This window comes from Simiduia sp. 21SJ11W-1 (assembly GCF_024138675.1).
In the GTDB taxonomy this organism is placed as follows: Bacteria; Pseudomonadota; Gammaproteobacteria; order Pseudomonadales; family Cellvibrionaceae; genus Simiduia.
In genome coordinates, this window is sequence record NZ_CP090959.1 from 211,749 (window position 1) to 236,511 (window position 24,763).

Genomic DNA, 24,763 nt, shown 5'->3' on the forward strand with positions numbered 1-24,763 from the left:
AATTGTTAGGAGTAGGCCATGAATTTTGCCGATCGCGACGGCGTCATCTGGTTGGATGGCGAACTAATCCCCTGGCGTGACGCCAAGGTACACGTACTCACCCACACGTTGCACTACGGCATGGGTGTGTTCGAAGGCGTGCGGGCCTACAACACCGAAAGCCATGGCACGGCCATCTTCCGCCTGCAAGAGCACACAGATCGCTGGTGCCGCTCGGCCCACATCATGCGCATGGACATGCCCTTTGATAAGGCCACGCTCAACGAAGCCCAAAAACTTGTGGTGCGCGAAAATAATCTCGAAGAAGCCTACCTGCGCCCCATGGCATTCTTGGGCAGTGAAGGCATGGGCCTGCGCGCTGATAAATTGCAAACCCACGTGATGGTAGCCGCCTGGGAGTGGCCCTCGTACATGTCGCCCGAGGCGCGCGAGCAAGGCATAAAAATCCGCACCTCCAGCTACACCCGCCACCATGTGAACATCTCCATGTGCAAGGCCAAGGCCAACGGCAATTACATCAACTCCATGCTGGCACTGCGTGAGGCCATCGAGTGCGGTTGTGAAGAGGCGCTGCTGCTGGATAACGAAGGCTACGTGGCCGAAGGCAGCGGTGAAAACTTTTTCATGGTGCGCGATGGTGTGATTTACACCCCCGAGCTCACCTCCTGCCTGGACGGCATCACCCGCAACACCATTTTCCAGTTGGCGGCCGAAGCCGGTTACACCATCAAGGAAAAACGCATCACCCGCGATGAAGTGTACGTGGCCGACGAAGCCTTCTTTACCGGCACCGCCGCCGAAGTGTTGCCTATTCGCGAGCACGATGGCCGCGTAATCGGCGAAGGCCGCCGCGGGCCGATTACCACAGTATTGCAGGCGGCCTACTTTGACGCCGTGCGCGGGGTAGGCAACAAGCACCCGCAGTGGCTGGCGCCGGTAAGCGCCTGATTTATGCGCAGCGCTATAGCGCCAATGCTCTACAGTTAGCAGCAGGTTTATTTAACGGTTACCCATGGATATAGCGCTCAGCATTTATCACTACTCGCCCTTCCAGGGCCACGCGCGCCACTGTGCCAACATTGCCCGCGAACTGGTGCGCCGTGGCCACACCGTACGCGCCTATGCCATGAAGTGGGAAGGCGATGCCCCAGACGGCGTGCGCTTTGTGCAGGTGCCGGTAAAAAGCAAAGTACCTGAAGAGCGCAACGCCTTTTTCTACCGTTGGGTGCAAGCGCATTTGCAAAAATTCCCCGTGCAATGTCACGTGGGCTTTAACAAAATGCCCAAGCTGGATGTGTGCCTGGTTACCGAAGGCTGCTACAAAGCCCAAGTGGCTGAAAGCTGCACCTGGGTGCACAAGATGACACCCGCCTACAAATTTTGGGCTGGCTGTGAAGAGGCCGTGTTCGGGCCTGAATCTTCAACGCAAATCCTGTTGATGTCTGGTGCCCAGCGCGCGATTTTTGCCAACCAGTTCCCTGATGCCACCGCGCGTATGCACCTGTTGCCGCCGAGTGTAACCAGTGATCGCAAGGCCACCCTTGAAAGCGAATTGCACAAGCTGGAATTTCGCCGCCAGCAGCAGGTCAAACCCGATGAGCTGGTGTTGCTGTGCGTCATGACGCGCTTCAAGCGCCAGGGGCTCATGCGGCTCATTGAAGCCATGGCCGCGTTGCCTGCGCCATTAAAAACGCGCGTGCGCCTATGGGTGGTGGGCAATGATAAGCCAGACCCCTACGTTGCCCAGGCGGCAACCCTTGGAGTTGCAGAGAAGATTATTTTCTTTGGTGGCCGTGAAGACGTACCCCGGTTTATGCAAAGCGCCGATTTACTGGTGCACCCGGCGCACCGCGACATGACCGCCACCGTACTGCTTGAAGCCATGGCCTCGGGCCTGCCGGTACTGGCAACCACCACCTGTGGTTATGCGCCTCTGGTGAAAAAAGCCAATGCCGGTTTGGTGGCGCCTTTTCCCTATCAGCAAACGGAGTTCAATACGTTGCTGGCAAAGGCGCTCGCCACCGACGAGCGCATGGATTGGGGTAACAACGCACTGGAATTTACCGACAACCGCGATATCTACTCACTCGCCCAGAAGGCGGCAGATATCATTGAAGCCAGCGTTACCCGCGCCGGTTAGGATTAAGCCCATGTTTCATTGTGATGCCTCGCTTGAAACCCTGCTGAAAAAACACCACCTGCACGATGCCGCCCGGCTGTGGGATTGGTGTGCGCAAAAAATAAATTTCGCCCCGGGCCAGGGCTTGTCTGATAAAAAAACCGCAGACATCAACTTCGATGGTGACAGCGCAAGCTACCGCGTTTACATCAGCCAAAACCAGTTAGAGCGCAAGGGCTGGTTGTGGCAAACCCGGCCTAAGCTGCGCGAGCTTTACCAGAACCATTTGTTGTGTGAAGCCCGCGGCATCGCCACTACAGAGGCCGTGTGTTACGGCGAGCAGCGCCTGCCAGATACCCAGTGTTGGCGCGCGTTGATGCTGGTGCGCACACCCACAGATTTCAAAAGCGCACACGAGTTTGTAAAGCAATGGCCAAGCCTTGCGCTTGCAGAGCGCCAGCCAGTGCTGGATACCTGGGCCACCCACATTGCCGCTATGCACAACCAGCGCTTAGCGCACCACAATTTGCATTCGGTTAATGTGCTGATGAACGCCCAGCGCGAGGTGCGCATAGATCACCTTGAGCGCTTGGGTTATCAATGGCGCACGGTGGTGGCAAGCGTGAATGACCTTGCCTGTTTTATGCGCGGCATGGCCGCCTTCGACACCGCAGATACCGAGTATTTTTTGCAGCAGTACTGGCGCCATTGCAAGTTAGGCTTAACCTACCAGGGTTTGCGTCAGCGGGTATTGGCGCAAGCCGCAAGCACAGCAACCCAGGCCCAATAGCAGGCAACACATGCACACTGTATTGGTAACCGGGGGCTGTGGTTTTATCGGTTCGGCCTTGGTACGCAGGCTTTTGGCGCGCGGCTTTTGTGTACACAATATTGATAAGCGCACCCAGGCGGCCAACCCCTCGCTCGATCATCTGGAAGGCCCGCAATACCATTGGCACAATATCGATCTGGCCCAGGGCCCCGCGCCGGTTGCAGCACTGTTAGCGCGCACAAAGCCGCGCTTTATTTTTCATTTGGCCGCTGAAACCCACGTTGATAATTCCATTGCCGCACCCTTGGTGAGCGTGCAAAACAACGTGTTGGGTGCGGCAAATTTGTTGGAAGCGGTACGCACCAGTGGCGCGCAAGCCGCGCAAATGCTTGAAAAAATTGTGTGGGTTTCAACCGATGAAGTGTACGGCGATTGCGCAGACACAGGCCCAAACCACGCGTTTTTGGAATCTCACAAGCTGCAGCCCAGCTCGCCTTATTCGGCCTCTAAATCCGCCGCTGATCAACTGGCGCTGGCCTGGCATCGCACCTTCGGTGTGCCGGTGGTTTTATCGCGCTGCAGCAACAATTACGGGCCCTGGCAATTTCCCGAAAAATTAATCCCCAAATTTATTGCGCGGGCCTTGGTGGGCAGCCCATTGCCACTGTATGGCGATGGCTTGCAACAGCGCGAATGGCTCTATGTTGAAGATCACGTAAGCGCCTTGATGCTACTGGCTGAGCGCGGGCAATTGGGTGAAATATATAATGTGGGCAGTGACGCTCTGTGCACCAATCGCGAATTAATTAATACACTTTGCCAGCTATTGGATGCAGCCAGCCCCGCGGGCGCGCCCCACGCAACCCTTATTACACAAGTAGAAGATCGCCCCGGCCATGACCGCTGCTACAAAGTATGCTGGCAAAAGATCAAGGCGTTGGGCTGGGCGCCCGCCACGTCACTGGCTGACGGCCTGCAGCAAACCGTTGCCTGGTATTTGGCTAACCGCAAATTTTTAGCCGCAGGTGAAAGCAAATGAGTACGCGAAGGCACTTAACTTGGCAAATGCAACTCGCAAGGCAAAATCGCATCACAGGGCGCGCACTGTGAATAGCGCTGCAGTTGAGCAGATCACCATAACGCCCCTGGCGCTACCCGGTGTTTTATTATTGCGTCCGCTCACACATCGCGACAGCCGGGGAGCGTTCACCGAAACCTGGCGGGCAAGCACCTACCGCGCGCTGGGCCTGCCAGATTTTGTGCAAGATAACCTGGTGCATTCCAAGGCCTGTGTACTGCGCGGCATGCACTATCAAACCCGCAAGCCCCAGGGCAAATTAATTTGTGTATTGCAAGGCGCAGTGCAAGACATAGTGGCCGATATTAATCCGCGCAGCGCACATTTCGGGCAGCATGTTTCGGTGCAATTAGATGCACAGGCGGGCGATCAACTCTATGTGCCGCCGGGTTATGCGCACGGCTATTACACGCAATCGAACTCGGCAATGGTGCTGTATAAATGCACCGACTATTATGACCCAGAGGGCCAGGGCGGTTGCCGCTGGGACGACCCGCTACTGGCCTTGCCTTGGCAGCTAAAGGGCGCTCCCACAGTGGCACCGCGGGATGAAAAGTGGCCGCCGCTGGCAGCGCAGTAGCTGGGCCTGCACGTTTTCAGCCGATCTCGCGCGGCGATAAGACATCTGGGTTTTTTTGATTTTTTTGAAGGCTGGATTATAAAAGCGCATGCAAAATATTTTACTTTTAGGCGCAACAGGCCAAGTGGGGCAGGCATTGCGCGCAAGCCTGCCCGCAGAATATTTTTTAACAGCGCCCATGCGCGCCGAGGTAGATTTTCAGCAAGCTGGTGAGCTGGCTGCAACAGTGAGCGCCCATCGCCCGGCGCTGGTAATTAATTGCGTGGCCTACAATCAGGTCGATGGCGCCGAGCTCGATCCCGCCTTGGCTATGCGCATCAATCACAGTGCGGTGGCGGAACTTGCCGAGGCCTGCGCGGCCCATGACATTCCGCTCATTCATTTTTCAACGGATTATGTCTTTCCAGGGCGAACTGTAGAGGACGGGGCCTTGCCCGCACTTTATACCGAGGCCGATGCAGTGGGGCCCGTAAACCACTATGGCCGCAGCAAGTTGGCCGGTGAGCAGGCAGTGGCTGCCGTGGCACGCAATCTGGTGTTGCGGGTGAGCTGGGTGTTCAGCGAATTCGGCACCAACATGGGCAGCCGTATAGTGCAGCAGGCGGCACGTGGGCAGACGCTGGCAATGGCCTGCGACCAATTCGGCTCACCCACCTATGCAGGCCACATTGCCGAGGCCGTGTGGTTGCTTGCCGCCGAACTGCTAAATGGCACGCAGGGCGGGCTCTACCACCTTTCCGGCACGGCAGCGGCCAGCCGCCTTGAGCTTGCCCGTGCTTTGGTGGGTGCCGCCACCGATGCCGGCATCGCAGCCGAGGGCGTCAGCATCAAACCCGTGAGCCAGCAGCAGTTTGCAGCCCAGGCCACCTCACCCATTGCGCCAAGGCCCCAGTGGTCGCCATTGTGTGCTGCAAAGCTCGGTGAGCGCCTCGGGCGCACCTTGCCGCACTGGCGTGAAGGGCTTGCGCGAACGGTTCAGGGCCTTAAGGTGCGGGGGCTATAACGAGGTCTTTATAGAAATGATGCCTTTTTGCCTTGAACGTCCGCCAACCGCCCTTAAAAGCAGAGAAAAAAGGCTACTCTGTGGGGCTGCCTCCAACGCAGATAGTTTTGGCCTAGCCTGTTAGAATAGCGCCCTCAGTAATTCAGACCCATCACTATGAGCAAATCCAAATCCCCTAGGGTTAGCCACCCCGAAGAGGTTCAACCGCAAACCGCGGGGCAAATATACCTGCGCCTGCTTGGTTATGTGCGCGCCCATGCCGGCCTGTTTGCCATCAGCATTGTGGGGCTTGCCATATTTGCGGTATCTCAGCCTATGTATGCGTGGGTGATGGAATACCTCATCGACGAAGCCATTCCCAATAACCGCCCCGAAGACCGGTGGATAGTCCCGGCGGCACTGATTGCGATTTTCGCTGTGCGCGGCCTGGGCCAGTTTATTGGTAACTATTTTATTTCGCGGGTGTCTTACGCCATCGTACACATGCTCAGGCGCCAGCTGTTCGACCAGCTGACCCACATGCCTGGCAGCTATTTCGACAACAACAACTCAGGCCATTTAATTTCACGCATTACCTACAATGTGCAGCAAGTAACGGGCGCCGCCACAGAGGCTTTTAAAGTGGTGGTGCGCGAGGGCCTTACCGTAGTGGCCCTGATGTCGTACCTGATATACAAAGACTGGAAGCTCACGCTGATTTTTTTAGGCGTGGGCCCGTTGATTGGCCTGATTGTATGGCAGGTGGGTTTGCGCCTTCGCAAGCTTAGCGCCAAGGTGCAAGCCTCTATGGGTGATGTAACCCATGTGGCCTCAGAAATGATTAACGGCTACCGCGTCATGCGCTCATTTGGCGGCGAGCAATATGAAAAAGACCGCTTTGAAAAAGCCTCTGCGCGCAACACCAAACAAAACATAAAAATTTCTCTCACCAGTTCTGCCAATACCCCGGTTATCCAAATACTGGTGGCCGTAGCCATGGGCTTTGTGGTGTATCTGGCGCTAACATTCATGGGCACATCAGAGCCTGGCGCCTTTGTGGCCTACATCACCGCTGCCGCACTTATCCCCAAACCCATTCGCCAGTTGAGTGAAGTGAACTCCACCATTCAAAAAGGTATTGCAGCGGCCAGCACCATCTTTACCCAGCTCGATCAAATTACCGAGCAAGATACCGGCACGCACCAATCCGGCCGTGTACGCGGCGAGCTGACCATTCGCAATTTGAATTTTGCCTACGAAGGCGACAAGCGCGTTCTACACGATATCAACCTCACCGTGGCACCTGGCAAAACCGTGGCGCTGGTAGGCCGCTCAGGTAGCGGAAAAACCACACTTGCCAGCTTAATTCCACGGTTTTATCAGCACCGTGAAGGCGAGATTTTACTGGATAACCTGCCCATACAAGATTACACCTTGCAAAGCCTGCGCGAACAAATTGCGCTGGTGGGCCAGCAGGTCACCCTATTTAACGACACCATCTACAACAACATCGCCTACGGCACTTTAGCCTCTGCCAGCGAAGCAGAGGTTATGGAAGCCGCGCGCGCAGCCCATGCCCTTGAGTTCATCGAGCAAATGCCAGAGGGCATGCAAACCCTCATTGGTGAAGATGGCGTGCGGCTCTCGGGCGGCCAGCGACAGCGCTTGGCTATTGCCAGGGCACTTTTGAAAAACGCACCGCTGTTGATTTTAGATGAGGCCACCTCCGCGCTTGATACCGAATCAGAGCGCAGCATTCAATCCGCGCTGGAAGCCGTGATGCGCAACCGTACAACGCTTGTGATCGCGCACCGCTTATCGACGATTGAAAGCGCCGATCACATTGTGGTCATGGATGCCGGGCGCATCGTCGAGCAAGGCACGCACGAAACACTCATCGCCCAGCAGGGTTATTACGCCAAATTGCACTCCATGCAATTTGAAGAACACAACGAATAAGCACGAGGCTCACCATGCTGTTAAACATGCCGCAATTTACGCAATCACAGGTGCTGGTTATTGGCGATGTGATGCTCGATCGCTATTGGCATGGCGGCACCTCACGCATCTCGCCCGAAGCGCCAGTGCCGGTAGTAAAAGTTGATCAGGTAGAAGATCGCCCAGGCGGTGCTGGCAACGTTGCGCTAAACATTGCCGCACTTGGTGCTGGTTGCGCACTTGTGGGTATAGTTGGCAACGATGAAGCAGGCGATGCACTAAAAACAAGGCTTTCAGCCGCCAACGTGCATACAGATTTTCAAGTGGTGGAGGGTAAGCCCACCATTACAAAGTTACGTGTACTGAGCCGGCACCAGCAATTGCTGCGCATGGATTTTGAAGAGCCTTACGCACCGCAAGACAGCTCGGAATTTGCCGCCAAGGCCGAAGCGCTCATTGCACACATGGGTGCGGTAATTTTGTCTGACTACGCAAAAGGCAGTTTGGCTGAAGTGCAAACACTCATTGCCCTTGCCAATAAACACCAAGTGCCCGTACTGGTAGACCCTAAAGGCTCAGATTTCAGTCGCTACCAACATGCCACCTTAATGACACCCAACCTGCACGAGTTTGAAACCGTTGTGGGCAAATGTGAAACCGAAAGCCAATTGGTTGAAAAGGGCTTGGCGCTACTTGAGCAGCTGGGTTTACAAGCGCTGTTAATCACCCGTGGTGAGCACGGCATGACACTGCTTCGCAAAGGTAAAGCCGAATTGCATCTGCCCGCGCGGGCACGCGAAGTGTATGACGTCACCGGTGCCGGCGATACGGTTATATCTGTACTGGCTGCAAGTCTCGCCGCCGGCGAAGAGTTGCCACAAGCCGTGGGGCTTGCAAACCTCGCAGCCGGTATTGTAGTGGGTAAACTCGGCACGGCCACCATCAGCGCTCCCGAGCTGCGCCGCGCAGTAAAGCTTGAGCAAGGCAGCGAGCGCGGTGTGCTCATAGAAGAACAATTGCTGATGGCAATTGAAGAAGCTCGCGCTGCGGGCGAACGCATAGTATTTACCAACGGCTGCTTCGACATTATTCACGCAGGCCATGTGGGTTATCTGGAAGATACCCGCGCCCTGGGCGACCGGTTAATTGTGGCAATTAATTCCGATGCCTCGGTAAAGCGCCTTAAAGGCGCCGGCCGCCCAATCAACCCGGTAGACCGAAGAATGGCAGTACTTGCTGGTTTGGAGGCGGTAGATTGGGTGACTTTTTATGACGATGATACGCCCGAAAGGCTACTTAAACTCATCAAGCCCGATGTGCTGGTAAAAGGCGGCGACTACACAGAAGATCAAGTGGTAGGCCATGAAATTGTAAAAGCCTATGGCGGCACCGTAAAAGTGCTGAGTTTTTTTGAAAATGTCTCTACAACCGCCATTGTTGAAAAAATTCAACGTGATCATGAACGCAAAAAATAGTCACCGTTACTTTTGTGCCTAAAAAGCATTACACGCGGTGATGGCAATAAACTTTGTTAGCCTGTGTTTTCCAAAGGTCTTGTCAGCTGGCCAGACTTTTACGCTGTATGTTGAAAAGGCAGGCGAGCGTTAGTGTTAGGAAGAAAGGCTGCCGGCGTTGCAAGCCGTAATTGGTCTGGCTGTTGCACCCAATAACTTGCCGGCGCCTCACCAATTTGATCCATTGGGCTAATCACACCCAGCTTGCCCCTGTTTACTACGTGAGTATAAATCTCTGTGGTTTTCAAATCGCTGTGGCCCAACAACTCCTGAATAGTGCGTAAATCATAGCCGCGCTCTAATAGGCGTGTTGCAAAACTGTGCCTGAAAGTGTGGCAGGTTACGTATTTGTCTATATCAAGTTGCCGCACCAGCTTACGCAGGTGCTTACTTACTGCAGATTGATGCAAATGATGCCTGCGTATTTCGCCTGTGCGTGGGCAGCCTCCAACCGATGTTGCAGGAAATAAAAATTGCCACTTGGTTTCGCTACTCGCCTTCGGGAACTTCTTGGCTAGCGCATTGGGCATATACACCTCGCCGTATCCGCGGGCCTGATCATAAGCATGCAGTTTTCGTACGGCATCTATCTGTTGTGCCAGCGGGGCCATCAAGCTTGCCGGCAAAATACAGGTGCGATCTTTACGGCCTTTTCCGCTTCGCACTACCAAAATCTGATTGTCAAAATCCAAATCAAGAATACGCAGGTTCAACACTTCAGCAATTCGCAGGCCCGCGCCATACATAATCGAAAACATCAGTTGATACGGCTTCTTGGCATTGCCAATAATCAAGGCTGCCTCCCGGCTCGACAGCACAACGGGAATGCGCACGGTGGCTTTGCCAAACCGGTAGTTCAACCCTTCAATTGGGGTTTGCAAAAACTGGTTATACAAAAACATCAGCGCATTCAGCGCCACTTTTTGGGTGTTTACAGACACATTGTTATGCGCAGCCAGGTGGGTTAGAAAGGCCTCAATATCAAGAGCTTTAAGCCGCAAGGGGTGCGCCATCTTATGAAATCGAATAAATCGCACTATCCAATGGATGTATGTTTGCTCAGTTCGATAAGCCAAATTCCGGTAGCGAATAAACGCCCGTAATTGGTCCAGAAACCGAACAGGCTTTTCGGGAACATATACCGGAACATCGTCTATAGGTTCCACTTTTTGCATGGCCTTCCACCTAAAATATATATGTATATATATACAGTATATCTAAATGAGCACTTCGTCAAATACCTTTTTTCAGTAGCTATGGCTCAGTTTTCTCTGGGCATCTAATGCAGTTTTTATGTATGTTTCTTGTTAAAATTAAGAGGTTATGCGGTATATTTCGAGAAGTTCTCTCGGAGATACATTGCCAGCATTACTTTGGCGGGCATGAAATTAATGATTTAGGCGCCAGAAATATCAAGCCAAAATCAAAAATACAGGGACCCAGCGTGGAAAATGCAGATTTTTAGAAAATAAATATCCGCGCTTCGTCCGTTGAATAAGCTGTTAGTTTCTTAGGAGTATTGAATGGAATCTGTTCCATATACGATTGAAGTGATAGAGAAGTTAAGGTGGAATTCCCATCTTGGGAAGCATAGCCATTTCTATGCGTCGCAAAGTGGTCGGCACCTTCATATAATATGTGGTATTCCAATAGTCTTAATTAATTTGATTCTTGGCTCGGTATTTTTTGCACTTCTTGGCACTGAGCTTCCAGACTGGAGTAAGTGGGTTGGTGCTATATTAGCCTTAACCGCGGCTCTACTTGGTGGCGTTCAAACTTTTTTCAACTTCAAAAAAAGCTATGAAGGTCACCGTGAAATTGGCAATGAATACCTCGCCGTAGCACGAGAGTGTGAACGCCTTATTGCGCTGTATTTTGATCAAATACTCGACTTAGAGCACCTGTCCAACAAAATTGAATCTCTTAATTCTCAGTACTCTTCAATTAACCAGAGAGCTGAAGAGTACATAGTAACTGAGAAAGCATATAAAAAGGCTTTAGAGGCGCAGAATAAAAAAGCAGAAAAAGAGCCTTCTTTGGTTCAAAAGATGCAGTCTGCGAAGCCAGAAACTAACAAATCAAGCCAAGGGACGCAGCCAAGCTGCGCCCCTGCTTGAGGCGTTAGCGGTACAAAGTATGAAGCACATTACCGGTCTTATAGTTGTCCTGCTATTAAGCTTTGCCAGCGCATCACAAGGAATTGAAATGAGTGAATATCAACAAGAAATAATGAATCGGAGAGTTTCTGAAGCACGAGTGCTCTGGAATACGATGGAATCTGAAGGGTTTACTCCAGCAACTGTTGCGGCACTAGATTTTGTGTTCTTCTCAAACTCAGAGAATGAAGCTAAAGAACTAATAGAACAACTTTCTGAAAACTATTCATTAGAACTGGCACCAGCATCTGAAAAGGATTATGTACTAATCAAGGGAACTACTCGGCCATATGGCAATGAGTTCACCTTTGAACAGTGGTTAAACTGGGTGGAGTTTATGGTTTCTGTTGGATTTAGTCACAATGCAGTATTTTCAACATGGTCGGTATATGCTCAAAGTAGCAAAACCACTTGGTCCTCAGAATCTATTGAGGTTCAGTAATGTGCCAATACACCGCTAACAAGGCCATCAAAAATCGCTCCACTACGTTCCGCTGGACCTCCTTACGCTGCGCTCCAGTCGGCCCTTTATGGCGGCGTTATGCGGAAAGGCGAAATCCTGAGGTTGGTGGCACACAACTTACTTCGTAGTCATGATCAGCGCGGTATCAAAGTGAAGCGGCTCAAAGAAGTAAGGCTGCAAATAGAATTAATTAGGCTAGCCAATTGTTGATAACTTCGTAGTCAAGAAAATCTCGGCACCAAAGAGCAGCATCATAAAATATAGCGTTGTATTCTCACACTTTCTGAGTGTATGTTGTTGCTCTACAAGGTAATGGCAATGTTGGTTAAAAAGTAGTGGGTCTAAGGTAAGTCAATATTAACAAAGGGCGGTGCGTAACTAGGTCGCGCATAACAAGCGGTTCTAGGGTCGCCGCAAAAAAACGCGGCTGGGACGGCCTACGCTGACGCTCCGGCCGCCCCTAAACCGGGCGTTAACTGCCTATGAAGTATTGGAAGAAAGTCATATCTTGGACGGTAGGATTGTTTGTGTTGGCATTTGCTTTGCCAATCGCGGTTCTCTATGTGGCTGGTTTAGCTACAGGTATGTGCGCCAACCAAGAATATGCATCAATTCAGAGTCCAGCGGGAAACTATAAGGCAGTAATCTTCCAGCGAGATTGTGGTGCTACTACAGGGTACAGTACGCAAATTTCAATATTATCCGCGGGTGAATCACTCGGAAATTCCAAAGGTAACGTATATATAATTGATGGTCACCCTGACTCTGCATCGCCCAAAGTTGGCTGGGAATCCGAAAATCAACTTATAATTTATCGCCCGCTAAATGGCTCAGAATATAAAGCAAAGTCAGAGTTTGGGTGGTTTAAAAAGGTTGCAATCAAGTATGGTGCAGGCAGCAGTTAACAAGGCCATCAAGATTGACGTCTTTTCCGTTGTTTGGTTTGTGGTTTAACGCTACGCTACCACAAACCAAACAACTCCAAAGCCGCAACTTATGGCGGCGTTAGAACTTATGAAATATTTAGACAAATTATCACAAGCCCATAGCGATACAAAAAGTATCGATCTAAAGGCCCCAAAGAAAATTAAGTTTACAGCAAGCTCAAAGATATCAAGGTATAAACTTGAACAAATTCATAAGCTTTGCCTAGAAGCTTTTTCAAAGTTTGGGTGGGTAACCAGCGATCACATCCACAATCAATGTGTTTTTGCAAACACCGCTGCTTATAAAGTTATTTCTGAGGTGTTAGGTATTAAATGCTACTTAACCATTGGCTATACAAAGGCATACGGAGCAACGATAAATAAATCATCTCTCTCAGAGTTGAAATCAGAGTTAAAGTCACCAAATATTGATAACCCATTGCAGATGCATGTCTGGGTAACACTCAGCGATGGCACAATTATAGATTGGACAACTGAAGCTTTTCTAACGCATAGAGAAGGAGAAATTAAAGATATTAAGTCGTGCATGCTACATATTGATCCAGAAAAAATAAAGGAAATCTCTTATCACCCGATATTGGTTGGTGATGATTATTTAAGTAAGGTTGGCGCTTTTAGAGTTGGTTCTAACAATCACCAGCAATAGGACGCGCAAAAAAACGCGCGCCTTTGTGGTGGGCGTTAGGCAAAGCACTATGAGCATGACGAATCAAACCATCCAAATTCCGGTAGAAAGGCTTCCTCACCCTTTCGCAGATGCTCATCTGGTTTTGCGTGGAATTAGCCTTTTACGAGCCAAAGAATTAATAAAGATACCCGAATTAAATATTGTATTAGCCAATGTCGGGTTTGATTTTGAAATAGTTGATCTAACTAATCGTTATGGCATCTTCAAAAATGAAATTTCACCGAGAATCTGTACAGATCTTGAGCGCATAGAGTTATCTCAGTATCCTGGTAACTATTGTTATGTTTTGTCTGAATGGCTTTGTAAGAACGGTAGTTTTACATTGTTGGCTGAAGTGCACCACTAAATGCCTAACAAAGCGGTCAAACATCGTTCCGCTTCGCTTCACTGGACAGAATTTAAGTCGCGGTTTTGTGGTTTTGCTGCGCAAAAGTATTCCACAAACCCACAACTTAAATTCTGCCGTTTACCGCGGCGTTAAGGTGCTCTAGATAATTTTGATCAAGTAAGTATCTGGAAGAAAGTTTTTACACAGTTTCAAAGAATTCCGGCATCAGGGAGTGTGCCGCGTCAGAATCGCAGTTTCTCCCCATGCCACAAAGTAGTCCGTAGTGGCGCAGAGTTCACAGCATCGTTCGGTAAACTTTTAGGGTTAGCAAGGTGGTCTAGCTATGGCATTCTTGCGGGTAATTTTATCTAGGTTGCGGTTTCGCTGCCGCTCCACAACGTGCATGGTAGCAGGTATGGTAGATCGCATCCTTAACAAGGGTGGTCATGTCGCAGCTAACGCTGCTGGACGGCCTCCGCTGCGCTGCGGCCGCCCATGCCACCGGCGTTATGTTGAAAGGGCTCGATGAAGAAGATTAGTGTTAGGCATTTTGCGTCGAAGACCGTTCCATATAGAAGGACAGTGGACTGGGAATCTTCCCTAGTCGAAATTTTCGTAGGTTTAATGCTGGGTGTCTTTGCCTGGATTGGATACTCAGGTGGCCTAGGCCTGCTATTTGTACTTTGTGGTATTGGTCTAATTATTTGTTTGTTATCTTTTCTTCACCGCGTTTATCTTTGGGTAAGGTATGGTTGGCAAAGCTAGTTCAAACATAACAAGCGGTTCTAGTCACCGCACAAAAAACGTGCGGCTGGGACGGCCTACGCTGACGCTCTGGCCGCCCCTAAACCGGGCGTTAAAATGCTCTGCGTATTTGTGAAAGTCGCAAGAATCAAAGTGAGCACATGAAGTCTAGTATTCGGCATCAGGGAGTGTGCCAGCGTCAATATCGCAGTTTCTCCCGTGCCACGTTTAAGTCCGTAGTGGCTTACAGTTTGTAGCTTCTTTCGGTTTAATATTAAGGTTCGCAGGTTGTCCTGTTTGTGGCATTCTTGCGGGTAAAATTAATTAGGTGTGGGTTACGCTACCGCTTCACAACGCACTTTGTAGGTCGTTTGGCAGATCGCAGTTTTAACAAGGGTGGTCATGTCGCAGCTATCGCTGCTGGACGGCCTCCGCTGCGCTGCGGCCGCCCATGCCACCGGCGTTATTGAGCCAAGCCGTTTTTACAAGTAGATAGTAAGGGAATGAAATCAGCAGTGTGCCAATAGTCGGCATGCCAGTATCAAGGAGTGTGCTGTACCTAAGTACGTAGTTTTGTTCATCGTGCTGCTTAGTAGTCCCGAAGTTTCATCACAAGCATGCCTTGATTGTGGTGTGCCCTAAGCGGGTTTTAAATGGCATTCGGGTGAAGTATTCTTACCAAAATTAATTGCCGTAGGCTGCGCTGGCGCTTCGCATCGTGCGTTGTATCAAGTGGGGCAGGTGGCTTCAATAACAAGCGGTTATAATCGCCGCACAAAAAACGTGCGGCTGGGACGGCCTACGCTGACGCTCCGGCCGCCCCTAAACCGGGCGTTAAAATGCTCTGCGTTTTTGTGAAAGTCGCAAGAATCAAAGTGAGCACATGAAGTCTAGTATTCGGCATCAGGGAGTGTGCCAGCGTCAATATCGCAGTTTCTCCCCGTGCCACGTTTAAGTCCGTAGTGGCTTACAGTTTGTAGCTTCTTTCGGTTTAATATTAAGGTTCGCAGGTTGTCCTGTTTGTGGCATTCTTGCGGGTAAAATTAATTAGGTGTGGGTTACGCTGCCGCTTCACAACGCACTTTGTAGGTCGTTTGGCAGATCGCAGTTTTAACAAGGGTGGTCATGTCGCAGCTATCGCTGCTGGACGGCCTCCGCTTCGCTGCGGCCGCCCATGCCACCGGCGTTATATTTACCAAGGAAGTCCAGTGGTCATTACCAGAATAAGTTTATTAATTACTTTACTGTTTAGTCTCAATGTTTATTCCGAAGAAACAATGTCTTGTCTTGAAACGGCAATGAGTCAGCGAGATATGAATCAATGTGCAGGAATTGATTACAAAAAAGCTGAGTTCGAAATGCACCGAGTAATTAAAGAGATTCGAAGGCTATATAAAGGTGAGGTGAAATTTCTAACCAACCTAGAGAAATCGCAACAAAACTGGGAAACTCAACTTGAGTTAGATCTGGATTTGAAATACCCAAAAGCAGATGAGCCCATGTATTACGGAAGTGTTTTTCCAATGTGTTACTCTGGTTATAAAACAAGACTTACGCTTCAACGAATTGCCTTTTTGAAAGAGTGGTTAAAGGGTAGTACAGAGGGTGAAGTTTGTTCTGGTTCAGTAATGCACGAATACTATTTAAAGAATGGCAAAGGGTAAATATAACAAGCTGTTCAAGCGGGACAAATTACAGTTGGCTGGTTCCGCTTCGCTTCACATTTTAGCCAACTACAATTTGCCCCTTAACAGGGCGTTAGAAATGCAAGGAGAATTTAATGTTTAAGACTACGATAATTCCGGCGGCAGTTGGGCTTATGACTATGTTTTTGGTATGGGCTATTCTGACCATATTTAAGCCAATAGATACTGGAATAGATAAGGCTCTAGATGGATTAATTATGATGATTATAGTAATTGCTTCCTTCAGTATTCCCTATCAGATGCTACAAAAACGTGCGAAGAAAAAGCTTTTAAACCAAGATTCATAAAGTTTCTAACAAGCGGTTGTAGTGCAGCCGCTAAAGGCGCGGCTGGGACGGCTTCCGCTACGCTCCAGCCGCCCCTAAACCGGGCGTTAGCCGTACACAAATCGGCGCATGAGAAAGAAGAATTTCATGGCATTAAAAAGGCCAAAAGCGATCATAATTCACTCGCTGATTCTTGCGATTACAATTTCCTGCTCAATCGTGCCAAATAACGATTCGCAAGAGATATTTTTGTTTCCTGACAAGTATGTCGGGCAAGAAAAAACAATCTGTGGTTACGTAATTCACGAATTCGAAAATACCAACATTTGGCCAAGTCGATCGAGCCGCAAAGATGGTGTGGGCCTGTATCTTGTTAACTATCAAAACAGTAAAGAAATAGTAAAATCTAGCAAAATTAATCAAAAAAATGTTTGCCTCTATGGTGTCATTGAGTACGTAGGATGTTCGGTAGAGAGTATTTGTACATCTAGCAACTTCGCCTACGGTTTAAGAGTTATTCGTCTAGAGGAATAGTTTATAAAAAGAAGGGTTCAATGTGCTACCTGTTGCATTCCCTGTTTATAATCTACGGCTAACAAGTTGGTGTTGTGCGCCTTCGGCTGGGACGCCGCAAAAGACGCGGCGCCCCAAACCAAAGCGTTAAGGTGCTCTAGATAATTTTGATCAAGTAAGTGCCTGGAAGAAAGTCTTTACACAGTTTCAAAGAATTCCGGCATCAGGGAGTGTGCCGCGTCAGAATCGCAGTTTCTCCCCATGCCACAAAGTAGTCCGTAGTGGCGCAGAGTTCACAGCATCGTTCGGTAAACTTTTAGGGTTCGCAAGGTGGTCTAGCTATGGCATTCTTGCGGGTAATTTTATCTGGGTTGCGGTTTCGCTGCCGCTCCACAACGTGCACGGTAGCAGGTATGGTAGATCGCATCCTTAACAAGGGTGGTCATGTCGCAGCTAACGCTGCTGGACGGCCTCCGCTGCGCTGCGGCCGCCCATGCCACCGGCGTTAGAGTTCCAAGCATCATAGCCATGAGCGAGCTAAATCTAAAAATAAAAAGTTCAGTTTTAAACGCCCTGGTGGCTGTAGTCGGAGTACTGTCGCTTTCGTATACGTTATTGGAAAATTTAGAGGGCGCAACGGTTGTACTCACTGGTTTTTCATTTCTATCAGCCATGATTTTTGGCTGGTTGTTTTCCGGGTGGTATAAGCTAATTCCGGGTGAAAAATTCCAATTTGAGCCTTATGTTGTAACTGTGCTAGTAAGTTTTCCATCCGCACTAGTTTCTGGGTTGTTATATATGGGTGTAATGGCGTTAAGCTCCGGCTCAATACCAATTTCAGAAGTGTTAATGGCTGGTATATTGGGTGGCTTTATAGGAGCGGTATTTGTACTACCAATTTCAATAATTCTAGGCGTAATTTTAGGTTGGTATCTAGTTCATGGGCAAAAACTCTAACAAGGCTGTCATAGGGACATTTTTTGCTTCGCTCCGTTTTGGGGTGGCTGCGCCACTTTACCCCAAAACTCCACTACACTAAAAATGCCCCATACAGCGGCGTTATTGAGCCAAGCCATTTTTACAAGTAGATAGTAAGGGAATGAAATCAGCAGTGTGCCAACAATCGGCATGCCAGTATCAAGGATTGCACTGTACCTAAGTACGTAGTTTTGTTCATCGTGCCACTAAGAAGTCCCGAAGTTTCATCACATGCGTGCTTCGATTGTGGTGTGCCCTAAGCGGGTTTTAAATGGCATTTGGGTGAAGTATTCTTACCAAAATTAATTGCCATAGGCTGCGCTGGCGCTTCGCATCGTGCGTTGTATCAAGTGGGGCAGGTGGCTTCAATAACAAGCGGTTATAATCGCCGCACAAAAAACGTGCGGCTGGGACGGCCTACGCTGGCGCTGCGGCCGCCCCTAAACCGGGCGTTAGGCAGCCATGAGAGAAACTACCATCTTCGAAAATAAGAACCTTATCGAAATTCGAACGGGAATAAGTCATGATGAAGTTCATTCGGCTTGGAAAGATGATGCGAACGAGGGTTTTCTTTTTTGCTATTCGATTGAATTGGTTTTTGATGATCAATCTACATTCACGATTAAGCCGTGCGAAGTAGAACTGCCAGGTCGCTTTCCCGCGCTCGGGCTGAAGGTGAGTGAGGGGAAATTTCAGGAGCAGTCTTTTCTACTTGAAATGGAGGGCCTTCCTTCAAAAATATTGGAAATAAAGCAGGATGATTACCTTGGCGAGGGTGTAGAAAACCAAACGAAATTCACGCTCAAAAATGACAAAAAGGTAGTAATAAGGCATGTGTTTCCTCCGATGACACTGGGTATTAAAATCGAGGCAAGCAATGCCTAACAAACAGCTCAAACTGACCTCCACTGCGTTGCTCGTTTTGTGCTTTTCCGCTACGCTCGCACAAAACAATCAACTCCGTTCCGGCGGCTTAGCTGGGCGTTAAGGTGCTCTAGAAAATTTTGATCGAGTGAGTGCCTGGCAGGAAGTTTTACGCAGTATCAAAGAGTTCCGGCATCAGGGAGTGTGCCGCGTCAAAATCGCAGTTTCTCCTAGTGCTACAAAGTAGCTTGTAGTGGTGCGTAGCTCGTAGCAACTTTCGGCACAATTTTAGGGTTCGCAGGCTGTCCAAGCTGTGGCATTCTTGCGGGTAAATTTATTCTGGTTGCGGTTTCGCTGCCGCTCCACAACGTGCACGGTAGCAGTTATGGTAGATCGCATCCTTAACAAGGGTGGTCATGTCGCAGCTAACGCTGCTGGACGGCCTCCGCTGCGCTGCGGCCGCCCATGCCACCGGCGTTATGTGAAAGTATGAAATCTGAAGTCCGAGAAAAGCTAGAGGAAATGAGGCTTCAATTTGAAGGGAAGTCTTTCGATGATTTAAAGGCGATGGGATGGATAGATAAATCACCAATTGCCATTAATAAGAAGAAATATCACCCAGCGATCTGGTCTCAGTCTTTCGGTGATGATGAATTGCTACTGGTGGTACAACTTACTCGTTGGTATTTTTTGAAAATGATTGGTTCAACAGATTGTATAGGTTTTACCCTAACCAAAGAGGGCGAGCTAAACCACGTAGATGAATATTGGTTAATGCATGAGGTTGGGCATCCATGAAATCACATAACAAGGTGGTCAAGTTCACTCCGGCCGCAAAAAGCGCGGCCTGCGCGGGACAGCCTACGCTGCGCTCCGGCTGCCCCTTACCACGGCGTTAGCAGTACAAGGTGCATTCAATCAAAAAGCCTCTTATTTTCTGGTTTGTTTTAATTGGCTTACCTCTGATTACATTTTGCGTAATACAACTTGTTAGTTGGGGGCTAGTGCCTTTATTTATTGAGGTTATTTACTTCCTACCTATATCATGGATTGGTGAACCATTATTTGTTTATTCACCTGATATTGGGGCTAGTATAGCCACTAATATTGGCCGGTTTTGGGGTGTTATTATTTACAGCTCTATTTATTGGAGTGTATATTTTGTACTTCGTAAATATCGAAAGTACTGCTAACAAGTGTAGCCACCTGACACAAATTACTACGCGCCTTTTTGTGTTTTCGCTACGCTCAATTTTACCCAAAAAGGCACTTCGAAATTCGTGCAAGTGCTACAGGCGTTATATTTTCGGAGGATCAGGTGAGCCCGCGAAATAAATTTATATCTGTAGGCCTCATTGTTCCCCTGATGGTTCATGTAGTGTCATCGCTGGTTTATGCCTACGGTGGTTATGATGGAGTTAACTGTGCAGGTCTTCTTGATAGCGTGTGGAAATGCACTGAGTTTCAATACTACATAGATTGGCTCATAAATCCATTTGTCCTAGTTGCGCTACTTGGATGCCTTACTATTTCAGGCTTAATTACCACTATTGCTTGGTTTTCATACAAAAAATATAACAAGTCAAACCAAGCCGACGCGCAAAAAGCGCGCGCGGCTGTTTGAGGCGTTAGGCCCCTCAGGGAGGGATTATGAGATTACTGCTAGATCAGCTAGAACAATCACTGGATTCAGGAAACTATTATCTTTCGCTCTTTACAGCACTTACACTACCTGATATCGCCGGAGCACTAGACTCCGATAATGGTCTTGCTACCGGCGCAAAGTATAAGGCTTGGTATGAAAAGTGGGGCCGGCCACGAATCATGGATACGGTGTTGGCATCTATTCCAGAGCACGCACGGGAACACATTACCGACATAGAAAATCCACTAGATGGCGAAGCCTGCTACTTGTTTCGATGCTCCTTGCTACATCAAGGAAGGACAGTACATCCGAAAAGTCAGTATTCTAGAATGATATTTATAGAGCCAGGAGCAACTACAAACGTTGTGCATTATGGTGTTATGAATGATGCTCTTTGCATTGATTTGGCCTCTTTCTGTAAAGAGATGATACTCGGCGTGCGCATGTGGCTAGACGAAGTTGAAACAACAGAAAAATACCAAAAAAATTATGCAGACTTCGTTAAAAGACATCCAACAGGCCTGTCGCCATACATTGGTGGTGTGCCAGTAATAGGCTAATCGGCCTAACAAAAACAGGCATCAGGACGCTCGCAAGCTCGCGCCTCTGCTGTAAGCGTTAACTGCAACCATGAATAAAGCACTTTCAATAATTTTTAGTCTGTTCTCCGTCTCTGTATATGCAGAAGATTGTGTGTTCGATGTGGAAGAACAAAAGAAATATGTAAGTGAATACCTTGCTAAAAACCAAGAAAGCCACCTATCAGATGATGGTTTTTATATAACTATCCCAAGAGGCGAAGAGATAATTACGTTTGGGCGCGGTGGGTGTGTACATTTCGGCATACAAGTAAACTCTGAAATAAGTAGAGACAAACCATTCACGGAACAGGAGTTCTTTGAAAAGGTTGTCGCTTATGTCACCGAATTTGGCTCAGAATTGGTCAAAAAAGAAACTATAGTGAATTCTATTGAGTCAAGGTCCTATAGCACCGAGGTTAGCAATAACAGAACCTACTACTATTTTAGCGCTCCAGAAGTGGTTGGCTTTGAGGCCTCATTACACTATGAAAATGCAAGATCGTTTGTGTATGTTAGTTTCTATATCAACTAAGCAGTTAACAAGCGGCTGTTGTGCGCCGCTGAAAGGCGCGGCGGGACGCGCAAAAAGCGCGCGCCCCAAAGCCGGGCGTTAGGCGCATGATATGAGACTTTTTTCGATTTTATTGTTTTTGATAATCGCCCTCAAAGCAAATGCAACAGCTGAAGCTCAATTTAGCAATTGTGGGTATAAATCAGTGCCTATTGATTTGGTTGTTGAGAGGGAGAGAGGGGGGCTATTTTCGGTAGATATAATTGCTCCTATATATCACGAAGATGGTTACCTTCATTCAATGCAATTTAATAAAGCGGCAAATCAAATTTCTATGTATGAGGGGTACAGAGAAGAGGGTGGTGTCGCAATATACTTCATTCGTGGTTACAAAGATTTTTTGCAGGACTCTGAGATCTCTGCTTTCTATAAACCAAAAAGAAGAAAATGTTTTCATGTAGAGTTTATTCGTTGGGCCGATATCATTAAGCGTTGTAATAACTGTGAGTAAGAGCCTAACAAGGGTGGTCATGTCGCAGCTAGCGCTGCTGGACGGCCTCCGCTGCGCTGCAGCCGCCCATGCCACCGGCGTTGAGCCTGTAGAAAAACATCAGGGTCATAAGTTGTACGCGCGCTACGATAAAATCTAGGTTGGTTTAATGGTTAAACCTATACAGGCTTCAAGTTGAGGCATATTTTTAGGGTGAAATACATCCAAATTTCTAAGAAAAATATTGGCGGGGAGTTTTTCTACAGTCTCGTTATAAATCAAGTCTAGCCCTGAATCTCCTGCCGTATTACAATGTAATACAAAGTTTGTAGGAGGTTCTATGAGTATTACTAGTGTTCGCCTAAATGATGATATTGAGAAACCACTTGATCTTCTGGCTCAGAAACTCGACAGAAGTAAAAGTTACCTTATAAATCAAGCGGTTAGGGAGTTTGTCGCTAGGCAGGCAGTCGAAGAGTCTCGCTGGGAAGAAACTCTTGAAGCAATCGATTCTGTAAGGCGGGGTGAGCTTATAGACGAGTCTGAGGTGAATGCTTGGCTCAATAGCTGGGGAACCGAAAGCCTTCTGAAAGCCCCAGCAAAATGAGGCTGCATTATACACCGCAGGCGGTTGGTGACTTGAGACGCCTTCATGATTTTATGGCACCTAAAAGCCCTTTGGCTGCAAGAAAAGCTGCCATAGAAATCCAGGAAGCTGCAGAAAGACTTAAAGTGTTTCCGAAAGTTGGTCTTCCGGTTTCCCGTGCAGAAAACCCAGATCTACTTCGTGATCTATATATTGGCAACTATACCATCAGGTACCAAATATCTTCATCGGAGGCTATCAACATTCTCCGTATTTGGCACAGCAAAGAAAATGAAAAAAATTTATAACAAGGCAGTGTTGTTCGCGGCATACGCGGCCGAACTTGCTATTGCTCGCCGTAAATTGGGGCGTTCAGACTGTAGAAAAACATCAGGGTCATAAGTTGCACCCGCGCTACAATAAAATCTAGGTTGGTTTAATGGTTAAACCTATACAGGCTTCAAGCTGAGGCATATTTTTAGGGTGAAATACATCCAAATTTCTAAGAAAAATATTGGCGGGGAGTTTTTCTACGGTCTTGTTAGGGCTGATCGTAGTGTCCACCGATGGCAAAAATATAAATGGAATTTTCATCAAACCGATATATTAGCCGGTCCCTTTGAGAGATGCGCCTTGACCACAAGCCGGACAAATTATGCTTTAGCGGTTCAGGCTTGCCGGGGCCAGATGAAGGGTCCTCTGATCGGAGCATCTCTTTGAGCAATTTACAAAGCGCCTTGTGCAATTTTTTATCCTTTTCGCGCATAGCTTCATAAGCGCCCCAAGTATTGCCTTCAAATACCAGTGATCTCATTCAGTTGCTCTTCATTCGCTCTGTAGCCTTGCCCGTGTTTATGGGTCTCAAGAGAAGTAGCAATTTGCAGCATCAGATCTTTGTTCTGGAGTACATGCAGGGTCTCTTGTTCCCGCTCCCAGTCATCGGCGCTCAAAACCACAAAAGCTTCGCCGGCCCGCCGGGTCACTTTAAGCGGCTCGTGCCTGCTAACTACTTGTTCTACAAGGGTTTTCAGGTTGTCTCTAAACTTGTTTACACTAATGGTATCCATAATATCACCGTTATGTACGGAAATGCCGTACAACTATATATCAAAAGCCCTAACAACGCCAAGCACAATCGCCCAATGCCAAAAGCTGCATTGGGCTGGCTCTTGCTACCGCTCGGCCTGTGTTGGCGGCGTTGAAGCTGTAGAAAAGCGCTAAGAAAACTGACATTTTTATAAAATCTAGCATCGCTAAACAGATGCTAGGAGAGGTATTGAAGGTGGGCTGTGGTGTGGAGTTTCAAATGGTTAAGTTGATTGCCGCGCGGTTATATTCGTGTACGCAGCAAAAAAATAGATGGCTTAGTAGGCAAAGGCACGCTAGGTATAGGTCGCGTTGATGAGTGAATTTGCGGCGAAAATTTTATGGCAAAGGGCGGCGAGCGAAGCGTTTGTAGATAATCAGTATAGCCGCGCGCACCATTGGAGTTTTGATGGTGGAGTAGTGGTGCCTGCGTCTGCATCGCCCCATATTGTGCCACTGCCTTTGTCGGTGGCTGAAAACGTAGATCCTGAAGAGGCCTTTGTGGCGGCGCTTTCAAGTTGCCATATGTTGTTTTTCTTGTCTTTTGCTGCCAAAAAGCGCTATTGCGTAGATTTCTATCAAGATGATGCTAGCGGGCGTATGGCTCGTGATGCGCAGGGGCGTGAGTGGGTTGGTGAAGTTATTTTGCGCCCTGAGGCAAGATTCAGTGGTGAGCGCAGGCCCAGTGACGAAATAATTAGTAAGCTGCACCATTTGGCGCATGAGGCCTGCTTCATTGCGAACTCAGTTAAATCTAATGTACACATTGAGCCTGTAGTTTAGGCAAGTAAGTTTACGCCCCTATAAAAAAACCACCTGTCGGTGGTTTTTTTATAGGGGCAGCAGTCAGTAGTTTACTGTCCGTCTGCACCTTCGGCGGGTTCAATTTCAGTATCTTCTGCTGTAGTGTCTTGTGCATTTGATGTCGATTCACTGCCGCTTAGCTCACAAGCCCAGCCCCAGCTTGATTGTTTATCGGCAAAAGCCCGAGCTTGCGATTCACAGTAGCCGCTTTCGTTTTGCGCGCGCCAGAGGATGCGGCTTTCGCCATCTTTGGTGTACTGCACTTCACAGGGTACCGCTTGGCCAGGTTCCAGGTATACAACGCTGATGCTGCGTTCCATGCCGCCGTTGGTACACACGTAAGTTTCGGCGGTGGCTGCAGAGGTGAGTGTGATGGCGACGGCGAATAAGGCGTATTTCATGGTGTGGCTCCTTGAGTGATTGT

The 24,763-nt window shown here is 48.7% G+C and carries 28 protein-coding genes; 24 read left to right on the plus strand and 4 right to left on the minus strand.

Going from position 1 to position 24,763, the window contains the following annotated elements:
* Positions 1–18 precede the first annotated feature (18 nt).
* The 8 genes from L1F30_RS01010 (at position 19) to hldE (ending at position 8,944) form a co-directional block, all read left to right on the plus strand.
* Positions 19–948, plus strand: a complete 930-nt coding sequence (locus tag L1F30_RS01010) for a branched-chain amino acid transaminase (protein ID WP_253358346.1) — start codon at positions 19–21, stop codon at positions 946–948.
* 64 nt (positions 949–1,012) lie between these two features.
* Complete coding sequence (locus tag L1F30_RS01015) at positions 1,013–2,140, plus strand: glycosyltransferase family 4 protein (protein WP_253358348.1); 1,128 nt, start codon at positions 1,013–1,015, stop codon at positions 2,138–2,140.
* 10 nt (positions 2,141–2,150) lie between these two features.
* Entirely contained in the window at positions 2,151–2,909 is a 759-nt protein-coding gene (locus tag L1F30_RS01020; RefSeq protein ID WP_253358350.1) for a lipopolysaccharide kinase InaA family protein, read from the plus strand.
* A 10-nt stretch (positions 2,910–2,919) separates the two neighbouring features.
* A complete protein-coding gene (locus tag L1F30_RS01025; RefSeq protein ID WP_253358352.1) occupies positions 2,920–3,930 on the plus strand; it encodes a dTDP-glucose 4,6-dehydratase in 1,011 nt (336 codons plus the stop codon).
* A gap of 67 nt (positions 3,931–3,997) precedes the next feature.
* Complete coding sequence (gene rfbC, locus L1F30_RS01030; RefSeq protein WP_253358354.1) at positions 3,998–4,549, plus strand: dTDP-4-dehydrorhamnose 3,5-epimerase; 552 nt, start codon at positions 3,998–4,000, stop codon at positions 4,547–4,549.
* Between the two features lie 88 nt (positions 4,550–4,637).
* Entirely contained in the window at positions 4,638–5,552 is a 915-nt protein-coding gene (rfbD, locus tag L1F30_RS01035; RefSeq protein ID WP_253358356.1) for a dTDP-4-dehydrorhamnose reductase, read from the plus strand.
* Positions 5,553–5,708: 156 nt separating this feature from the next.
* Positions 5,709–7,490: a lipid A export permease/ATP-binding protein MsbA gene (msbA, locus tag L1F30_RS01040; RefSeq protein ID WP_253358357.1), complete on the plus strand. Its 1,782-nt coding sequence runs from the start codon at positions 5,709–5,711 to the stop codon at positions 7,488–7,490.
* 14 nt (positions 7,491–7,504) lie between these two features.
* Positions 7,505–8,944 carry a bifunctional D-glycero-beta-D-manno-heptose-7-phosphate kinase/D-glycero-beta-D-manno-heptose 1-phosphate adenylyltransferase HldE gene (gene hldE, locus L1F30_RS01045; RefSeq protein WP_253358359.1) on the plus strand — a complete coding sequence of 480 codons (1,440 nt, stop codon included), beginning with the start codon at positions 7,505–7,507 and terminating at the stop codon, positions 8,942–8,944.
* Positions 8,945–9,042: 98 nt separating this feature from the next.
* On the opposite strand, the gene L1F30_RS01050 is transcribed toward hldE, so the two are convergent.
* Complete coding sequence (locus L1F30_RS01050) at positions 9,043–10,158, minus strand: integron integrase (protein ID WP_253358361.1); 1,116 nt, start codon at positions 10,156–10,158, stop codon at positions 9,043–9,045.
* Between the two features lie 348 nt (positions 10,159–10,506).
* Here L1F30_RS01050 and L1F30_RS01055 point away from each other — a divergent pair, with 348 nt between their 5' ends.
* The 15 genes from L1F30_RS01055 (at position 10,507) to L1F30_RS01125 (ending at position 22,757) form a co-directional block, all read left to right on the plus strand.
* The gene (locus L1F30_RS01055; protein ID WP_253358363.1) at positions 10,507–11,100 is read left to right on the plus strand and encodes an SLATT domain-containing protein; all 594 of its coding nucleotides are present in this window, start codon (positions 10,507–10,509) and stop codon (positions 11,098–11,100) included.
* A 19-nt stretch (positions 11,101–11,119) separates the two neighbouring features.
* On the plus strand, positions 11,120–11,581 hold the full coding sequence (locus L1F30_RS01060) for a hypothetical protein (RefSeq protein WP_253358364.1): 462 nt from the start codon (positions 11,120–11,122) through the stop codon (positions 11,579–11,581).
* A gap of 503 nt (positions 11,582–12,084) precedes the next feature.
* The gene (locus L1F30_RS01065) at positions 12,085–12,507 is read left to right on the plus strand and encodes a hypothetical protein (RefSeq protein ID WP_253358366.1); all 423 of its coding nucleotides are present in this window, start codon (positions 12,085–12,087) and stop codon (positions 12,505–12,507) included.
* A 91-nt stretch (positions 12,508–12,598) separates the two neighbouring features.
* The gene (locus tag L1F30_RS01070; RefSeq protein ID WP_253358370.1) at positions 12,599–13,195 is read left to right on the plus strand and encodes a hypothetical protein; all 597 of its coding nucleotides are present in this window, start codon (positions 12,599–12,601) and stop codon (positions 13,193–13,195) included.
* Between the two features lie 55 nt (positions 13,196–13,250).
* Positions 13,251–13,583, plus strand: coding sequence for a hypothetical protein (locus tag L1F30_RS01075; RefSeq protein ID WP_253358372.1), 333 nt, complete (start codon positions 13,251–13,253; stop codon positions 13,581–13,583).
* 1,934 nt (positions 13,584–15,517) lie between these two features.
* The gene (locus L1F30_RS01080) at positions 15,518–15,973 is read left to right on the plus strand and encodes a lysozyme inhibitor LprI family protein (protein WP_253358373.1); all 456 of its coding nucleotides are present in this window, start codon (positions 15,518–15,520) and stop codon (positions 15,971–15,973) included.
* A gap of 116 nt (positions 15,974–16,089) precedes the next feature.
* The gene (locus L1F30_RS01085) at positions 16,090–16,302 is read left to right on the plus strand and encodes a hypothetical protein (protein ID WP_253358375.1); all 213 of its coding nucleotides are present in this window, start codon (positions 16,090–16,092) and stop codon (positions 16,300–16,302) included.
* Between the two features lie 936 nt (positions 16,303–17,238).
* Positions 17,239–17,751 carry a glutaredoxin gene (locus L1F30_RS01090; protein ID WP_253358376.1) on the plus strand — a complete coding sequence of 171 codons (513 nt, stop codon included), beginning with the start codon at positions 17,239–17,241 and terminating at the stop codon, positions 17,749–17,751.
* Positions 17,752–18,234: 483 nt separating this feature from the next.
* Positions 18,235–18,657: a hypothetical protein gene (locus tag L1F30_RS01095; protein ID WP_253358377.1), complete on the plus strand. Its 423-nt coding sequence runs from the start codon at positions 18,235–18,237 to the stop codon at positions 18,655–18,657.
* Between the two features lie 468 nt (positions 18,658–19,125).
* The gene (locus tag L1F30_RS01100; protein WP_253358379.1) at positions 19,126–19,434 is read left to right on the plus strand and encodes a hypothetical protein; all 309 of its coding nucleotides are present in this window, start codon (positions 19,126–19,128) and stop codon (positions 19,432–19,434) included.
* An 852-nt stretch (positions 19,435–20,286) separates the two neighbouring features.
* Positions 20,287–20,841 carry a hypothetical protein gene (locus L1F30_RS01105; protein WP_253358381.1) on the plus strand — a complete coding sequence of 185 codons (555 nt, stop codon included), beginning with the start codon at positions 20,287–20,289 and terminating at the stop codon, positions 20,839–20,841.
* 70 nt (positions 20,842–20,911) lie between these two features.
* Entirely contained in the window at positions 20,912–21,394 is a 483-nt protein-coding gene (locus L1F30_RS01110) for a hypothetical protein (RefSeq protein ID WP_253358383.1), read from the plus strand.
* A gap of 91 nt (positions 21,395–21,485) precedes the next feature.
* Positions 21,486–21,884: a hypothetical protein gene (locus tag L1F30_RS01115; protein WP_253358385.1), complete on the plus strand. Its 399-nt coding sequence runs from the start codon at positions 21,486–21,488 to the stop codon at positions 21,882–21,884.
* A gap of 319 nt (positions 21,885–22,203) precedes the next feature.
* Positions 22,204–22,470 carry a CopG family ribbon-helix-helix protein gene (locus L1F30_RS01120; RefSeq protein WP_253358386.1) on the plus strand — a complete coding sequence of 89 codons (267 nt, stop codon included), beginning with the start codon at positions 22,204–22,206 and terminating at the stop codon, positions 22,468–22,470.
* A gap of 32 nt (positions 22,471–22,502) precedes the next feature.
* Entirely contained in the window at positions 22,503–22,757 is a 255-nt protein-coding gene (locus L1F30_RS01125; RefSeq protein ID WP_253358388.1) for a type II toxin-antitoxin system RelE/ParE family toxin, read from the plus strand.
* 233 nt (positions 22,758–22,990) lie between these two features.
* Here the strand turns inward: L1F30_RS01125 and L1F30_RS01130 are convergent, their stop codons facing one another.
* Positions 22,991–23,263: a Txe/YoeB family addiction module toxin gene (locus L1F30_RS01130; protein WP_253358390.1), complete on the minus strand. Its 273-nt coding sequence runs from the start codon at positions 23,261–23,263 to the stop codon at positions 22,991–22,993.
* Positions 23,244–23,516 carry a type II toxin-antitoxin system Phd/YefM family antitoxin gene (locus L1F30_RS01135; RefSeq protein WP_253358392.1) on the minus strand — a complete coding sequence of 91 codons (273 nt, stop codon included), beginning with the start codon at positions 23,514–23,516 and terminating at the stop codon, positions 23,244–23,246. Before L1F30_RS01135 ends, L1F30_RS01130 begins: the two co-directional genes overlap by 20 nt.
* A gap of 334 nt (positions 23,517–23,850) precedes the next feature.
* Between L1F30_RS01135 and L1F30_RS01140 the strand changes: the two genes are divergently transcribed.
* Positions 23,851–24,318 carry an OsmC family protein gene (locus tag L1F30_RS01140; protein ID WP_253358394.1) on the plus strand — a complete coding sequence of 156 codons (468 nt, stop codon included), beginning with the start codon at positions 23,851–23,853 and terminating at the stop codon, positions 24,316–24,318.
* Positions 24,319–24,389: 71 nt separating this feature from the next.
* Here the strand turns inward: L1F30_RS01140 and L1F30_RS01145 are convergent, their stop codons facing one another.
* Entirely contained in the window at positions 24,390–24,740 is a 351-nt protein-coding gene (locus tag L1F30_RS01145; protein ID WP_253358396.1) for a hypothetical protein, read from the minus strand.
* Positions 24,741–24,763: the final 23 nt, after the last annotated feature.